Source organism: Streptomyces europaeiscabiei (assembly GCF_001550375.1).
In the GTDB taxonomy this organism is placed as follows: Bacteria; Actinomycetota; Actinomycetes; order Streptomycetales; family Streptomycetaceae; genus Streptomyces; species Streptomyces europaeiscabiei.
Window position 1 is genome coordinate 22409 of sequence record NZ_LRTR01000020.1, and the last position, 6056, is coordinate 28464.

A 6056-nucleotide genomic window follows, 5' to 3' on the forward strand; every position below is an offset into this window, starting at 1 on the left:
ATGCCTGGGGTGGCCATGACGTGGTTCGCCGGAGTCACACGACGGGTGCGGGCCGGCGGGCGCGCAGTGCGACGGTCAGTGTGTGCGGGCCGAGTCCACCGAGGTAGACACGGTTCCCGGTCGTCGCGTCGGTGCCGCCCACCACGGAGTAGTCCTGACCCGGGTCGTACCGCAACACCTCGCTCCGGTCCGGCCCGGCGAGCGGTTCGCCCGCCTCGATGTCGGCCTCGACCCGGATCTCGTCGTCACCGACCCGGTAGGTCATCGGCCCGGTCGTCAGGCACCAGCGGCCGTCGCCGATCGGTACGGCGCCCGTCGGCACGCCGCCCGGCCGGAAGGTCAGTTCGAGGGACCAGGGCACCCGTGGTCCGCTGATGTCGATCCGCAGGTCGGCGCCGTCCTCCCGCAGGTCCACCTCGACGCGGGTCGTGTGGGAGACCTCGTCCCGAGGCCGGTCCGGGAAGGCCATCGAGGCGGAGAAGCGTCCGTCGTCCACCAGCCGGTAGACGCCGTCGTCCCGCCTCTCGTCCTTCGGGAGCGGCTGGTAGTAGGCGGCCGTGAGGGTTTCGGTGAGCCGGTACCGGTTGTCGGCGGGCTGTTCCATGTCGGCGGCGCGGAACGGGCCCAGGTCGAAGAAGCCCCGCGAGAGACGGACCGCGTCGAGGACGGCGTCGCCGGCGAACAGGCGCAGGAAGGTGGGGTTGCAGGCGAGGCCCGAGCGGATGCGCCGGTGCTCGGGCACGTCGGAGCCGCCGTACACCACCGTGTGCGCGGTGGCCGAGGCACGTGCGGCGAGGCGCGCGGTGGTGAGGTACCGGTCGCGCGGAAGGGTCTGAGCGGTCGTGGCCGGCAGGGCGCGGCACAGGTCCGGGGTGAGGAGGGTCTCGGCGAGGAGGTCGGGGTCGTCGATTCCGCCGGCGGCCGCCAGCCGCGCCACCCGGGCGAAGTCGCCCCGGCCGGTGCGGATCGCGAGCAGCCGGTAGTGCGGCAGGTAGGGCGCCAGCGGGAACGGGTGGTTCTGGTCCTGCCGTCGCGAGTGGACGGTCTCCACCGTGCCGTCCGGCCTGATCAGGTCCAGGGTCGTGGCGAGATTGCGTTCGACGGCGTACAGCAGGTCGGCGCGGCCGAGCACTTCGGCCAGGAGCAGCAGCGACGGGTTGGACACATGGGCCGCGTAGTTGGCGCTCCGTTCCGAGTACAGGCCCTCCGCGTCGATGTCGACGCCCTCGGCGAGCCACTCCTCGACGCGGTCGAGCAGCCGGTCGTCGGGGAACGACCGGTGCAGCCGGGCCAGCGCCGCGCACAGCTCCCAGCGGTGGTTCGGGGTGTGCACCCCACCCGTCAGGAGGCTTCCGGAGGCCGCGCCGGCGATCTCGGCGAGCGCGGCCGTGACCTCGCGCAGTTCCGGGCCCGCGCCGGCGGCGAGGACGTGTGCGTCGCACACGTCGTTGACGGTGAAGGCGGAGTCCGGTGGTGACTGCACGTTGTCGCCGCCGGCGAAGAGACCGGTGGTGGTCTGCGTGGCCCGCAGGGCGCCGAGGTGGGTCATCGCGGCGGCGACGGCCTGTCCGCTGCGGTGCAGTCCCGAGTCCGGGGAACGGTAGGCCGCGACCAGGGTCTTCACCCGCCGCGCCAGACCACGGTGCGGCACACCGGCGGGTTCCTCGTCGGGGCGGGCGGCCAGCGGGGCGGCCTGCCGGTCGGCAGCACGGGCCGCCGACCGGACGAACTCGTGGTCGAGCAGGGTGGGCACGGTCAGTCCTTCAGTCCGGCATTGATGTCGGCGCCCATGACGTAGCGCTGGAAGACCAGGAAGACGAGGATCAGCGGAATCATGGAGATGACCGATGCGCCGAGCAGGACCGACCAGTTGATGTTCTGCGCGCCCACAATGCTCTGGATGCCGATCTGCACCGTGAACTTGTTGGGGTCGTTGAGCATCAGCAGCGGCCAGATGTAGTCGTTCCACCGCCACTGGAAGGACAGGATGGCGAGGGTCAGCATGATGGGCCGGGAGATCGGCACCATGATCCGCAGGAAGATCGACAGCTCACGCGCGCCGTCGATGCGTGCGGCTTCCACGAGTTCGTCGGGAACCGTCAGGAAGAACTGACGGAACATGAAGCATCCGGTCGCGGTGAGCACGGCCGGGAGGATGATGCCGGCGAAGGAGTTGTAGAGGCCGAGGTTGCGGACCACCAGGAACTCCGGGGCGAGCATGACCTCGCCCGGCAGCATCGTGGTGGCCAGGATGCAGATGAAGAAGGCCTTGAGCCATCTGTTGTCGTACTTGGCCAGCGCGTACCCCGTGCAGCAGCTGACACCCACCGTGAGGATCGTCGTGATCACGCACACGATGGCCGTGTTGATGAAGTACTGGGAGAAGTTGGCACTGTCCCAGGCCGCCTTGAAACCCGACAGGGTGGGGTCGTGCGGAACCAGCGTCAGCGGATAGGAGAACAGGTCGCTGGCCGGCTTGAAGGAGCTGAGGATGAACCACAGCACCGGCACCCCGTACAGGCACGCCATGATCCACAGCAGTGTCGTCGCGGGCACGGCCCGCCGGAGCCCGCCGCTGCCCGTCTTGCGGGGCCGAGTCTTGGAGACGGCCCGTCCGGCATCGGCGTCGACCGGGCGTGGCATGTCTGTGGTTGTCATCGGTTCTCCACCCGCCGGTTGACGATCAGCTGGATGATCGCGACGGCCATCAGGATGAGCATGAGCACGAATGACGCGGCGCTCGCGTAGCCGATCTGGCCCCGTTTGAAGCCGGTCTCGTAGATGTACTGGACCAGCAGGTTGTTCGACGTGCCGGGTCCGCCGTTGTTGAGGGCGACGAACACCGGGTATTCCTTCATCGCGTTGATCGTGTTGAGCAGGATGACGATGAACGAGGTGGGCGCGATACTCGGCAGCGTGATGCTGATGAACTGGCGCCACGGGCCGGCGCCGTCGAGCGAGGCCGCCTCGTAGTAGGACACCGGTACGTTCTTGATCGCCGCGATGAACAGCAGCATGGAGAAGCCCGTCCAGGCCCAGGATGCCGCCATCACCACCACTATCAACGACAGGTCCGCGTTCGACTGCCACGGAACGGCACTTCCGCCGAACTCCTCGATGACGTAGTTGACCAGTCCGAAGTTCTCACCGAACAGCCACCGCCACAGGACACCCACGACGATGGGCGACAGAAGCCATGGGATGAAGAAGACCACGCGGGCGACCGACGCGCCCTTGGCGTGCTTGTTCACCACCAGGTTGGCGGCGAGCAGCGAGAGCCCGAAGTTCAGCGGTACGAAGAGCACTGCGTACAGCAGCGTCCGGGTCAGCGCGTCGTAGAAGGTGGAGTCGCCGATCAGGTTGTGGTAGTTGTCCAGGCCGATGTACTGGAACGCCCCCACACCCGTGTAGTTCGTGAAGGAGTAGACGAGCCCGATCACCGCCGGCCAGACGAAGAACAGCGAGAAGAGCACCACATTGGCCGCGATGAGGACGAGCGGCGCAAGCGTGTACTTACTGCGTCTCCTGGGCGGGCTCGCGGACACGGCCGAGGCGCGTTTTGTCATCTTCCTGACTCCGTGCTGGTGGAATGGATTCCGGTGGGCTCACGCCATGAGCCCGGCTTCGCGCGGGCGCCCGGGGCAGGCGGCGGTGTGTCGATCGCCGCCCGCCCCCTGGCCCACGATCAGCCGCCGACCTGCTGGTTGTAGCCGTCCACGATGTTCTGCAGGGCCTTGTCGGCCGACTGCTGGCCGTTGATCGCCTTGCCGAGCTCCGTCTTGGTCGGGTCCTCGGTGAGGCTCTTGCCCTTCAGCACCCAGTTCGTCTGCGCGCCGCTGAAGTAGCCGGAGATGGGGTCGTAGAGCGGGATCGACTCGTTGTACAGCTTGAACGCCGCCTGCGCCGCCTCGGACTTGAAGGGGTACTTCGGGTTCAGACCGCTCTCGACCGGCAGGAACCCTGACGCCTCGCACAGCGCCTGGTAGTGGGCCGGCTCGTACAGCCAGGACAGGAACTTCTTCGCGGCGGCGGACGCGTCGGCGTTGTTGTTGAAGCCCACCGTCATGCCGCCGCTGTTGACGTCGCTGGCCTGCACCGGCTGGGCGGGAGTCGGGACGCTCGCCCACTCGAACTTCTTGATGCTCTCCGCGAAGGCGGGAACCTGCCACACACCCGACCAGTAGGCGACCACGTCACCGCTCTGGAACATGGCCGACGGGTCGGCGCCGCTGGTCCACACCGACTTCGGCATGGTCTTGTCGTCGTTGAGTCCGACGAAGTAGTTCACGGCCTTCTTGGTCGCCTCGTCCACCGAGAACTTGCCGGAGTCGTCGGCGTGGACGTACTTCCCGCCCATCTCGTACACCATGGCGCGGAGCCGGGACGGCGACTGGTCGAACGTCAGGGAGTACTTGGCCTTGGTCTTCTCCCGGACCTCGTTCGCCGCCTTGATGAAGTCGGTCCAGGTCCAGGTCTTCTCGGGCGAGGTCGGGTAGGAGACGCCGGCCTTCTCGAAGAGCGACTTGTTGATGAACATGCCGGACGCGGTGACGTCCGAGGGGATGGACAGCACCTTCCCGGACGAGTCCTTCGCGAGGAAGTTGGCGTTGATCTTGTTGGTCTTGTTGTTGGCGATGGAGCTGAGGTCGATCAGCTTGTTCGACCAGATCGGGTCCAGCGCCGGCACGGCCGCCACGTCGGGCAGGGAGTTCGCCTGCGCGGCGTTGTGCAGCTTCGTCGTGTAGCCGTCGTAGGGGATGTTGACGAGCTTGACCTTGACGCCGGTTTCCTTCTCGTACTGCGCCACCATCTTCTTCCAGCCCGCGTCCTGCCCCGGAACCGTGGAGATCCAGAACGTCAGCGACTTGGAGGTCCCGCCCGAGTCGGATCCCCCTCCGCAGGCGGAGAGCAGCAGGGCACCTGCCGTGGCAACGGCAGCGAGGGGAGCCAGGCGGCGCATACCGCCGCGGCCGAGTCGGCTGGAACGCCGCACACCCACAGTGGTCATCTTCGATCCCTTTTTTTCGGTAGGGGACGGAGCACGGCGCCGACCGAGGCGGCACGGGTGCATTTTGCTGGAAAGCTGCCTTCCGGGGGGCACGGCCTCGCCCGGCCGCGTCGTCCACGCGGGGCGGGATCCCCGGCCGTTCTGGCCGTCACCGCACGGGCACGCCCTCGTGCGGTTGCCGTACGTCGAGTACGGGCGGGAGGCTCGCCCCAAGCCGGCGTCCCGGCCGACTTAGAAAGCGCTTGTCCGGACATTGGCAGATGCCGGTGGAGTCCGTCAATGCTTCACCACCGCGCCTCCGGTCACGGTTTGGATTCCCCGGGCCACGGCCAGCCGACTGGCCCCCACGACGGTGCCGCTGTCGCCGAGCGCGCTGCTCACGACCTCGGTGGGCCAGCTCAGCCGGGCCAGTTCGGCCCGTACGCCGGGCAGCAGCCGGGGCTTGGAGCCGACGGCGCCGCCCAGCACGATCAGGCCGGGGTCCAGGACCGCGGTGGCCGCGGCGGCGAGTCTGCCCACGTCGGCGGCGTGCCGGCCGACGACGGCGCGGGCGGTGGCGTGTCCGGCGTCGGCCAGCGCGAACAGCCCGTCGACGGTGTCGGGGCACAGGCCGTCCACGCCCCGCCAGGCGTCCGCCGCCCGGCGCAGCAGGGAGCCCGCCCCTATGTGCGCCTCCAGGCCCTCGTGGCGGGGTTCCCGGTCCGCGTCCCACGGGTAGGGCAGGCGGGCCACCTCACCGGCGGCGCCGTTCGACCCGCGCAGCACATGGCCGCCGATGACGACACCGAGACCGATACCGACGCCGATCCGCAGATAACCGAAGGTGTCCCGGCCCCGGGCGGCGCCCTCGTGCAGCTCGGCCAGTGCGGCGCAGTTCACGTTGTTCTCGACGTGCACGGGCACACCGGGCGGGAGCGCGACGGTCAGGGCGTCGAAGATGGGGCCCGCCTTGGCGGTGGCGGGGCGCACGGCCGCGCCCTCCCGGCTCTGGGTGGTGACGTCACCGACGGCGACGACGATGGCGCGCAGCGGCGCGCCGGCCGACAGC

General features: G+C 68.9%; 5 protein-coding genes. All 5 read right to left on the minus strand.

The features are described 5' to 3' along the window. Positions 1 to 34 precede the first annotated feature (34 nt). Entirely contained in the window at positions 35 to 1753 is a 1719-nt protein-coding gene (locus AWZ10_RS00810; protein WP_060890184.1) for a hypothetical protein, read from the minus strand. A gap of 2 nt (positions 1754 to 1755) precedes the next feature. Further along, on the minus strand, positions 1756 to 2658 hold the full coding sequence (locus AWZ10_RS00815) for a carbohydrate ABC transporter permease (protein ID WP_046706644.1): 903 nt from the start codon (positions 2656 to 2658) through the stop codon (positions 1756 to 1758). Next, the gene (locus AWZ10_RS00820) at positions 2655 to 3566 is read right to left on the minus strand and encodes a carbohydrate ABC transporter permease (protein ID WP_046706643.1); all 912 of its coding nucleotides are present in this window, start codon (positions 3564 to 3566) and stop codon (positions 2655 to 2657) included. The genes AWZ10_RS00815 and AWZ10_RS00820 overlap by 4 nt, the downstream gene beginning before the upstream one ends. Positions 3567 to 3685: 119 nt before the next feature. After that, positions 3686 to 5008 (minus strand): extracellular solute-binding protein, encoded by a 1323-nt coding sequence (locus tag AWZ10_RS00825; RefSeq protein ID WP_060890185.1) that lies wholly within the window; start codon positions 5006 to 5008, stop codon positions 3686 to 3688. Between the two features lie 276 nt (positions 5009 to 5284). Then, the coding region (locus tag AWZ10_RS00830; RefSeq protein WP_060890186.1) for an ROK family protein at positions 5285 to 6056 on the minus strand (772 nt) is incomplete at its 5' end.

Bases quoted from the DNA above. Each gene is read 5' to 3' on its own strand.
- AWZ10_RS00815 (WP_046706644.1), bottom strand. From the start codon at position 2,658: ATGACAACCACAGACATGCCACGCCCGGTCGACGCCGATGCCGGACGG.
- AWZ10_RS00820 (WP_046706643.1), bottom strand. From the start codon at position 3,566: ATGACAAAACGCGCCTCGGCCGTGTCCGCGAGCCCGCCCAGGAGACGC.
- AWZ10_RS00825 (WP_060890185.1), bottom strand. From the start codon at position 5,008: ATGACCACTGTGGGTGTGCGGCGTTCCAGCCGACTCGGCCGCGGCGGT.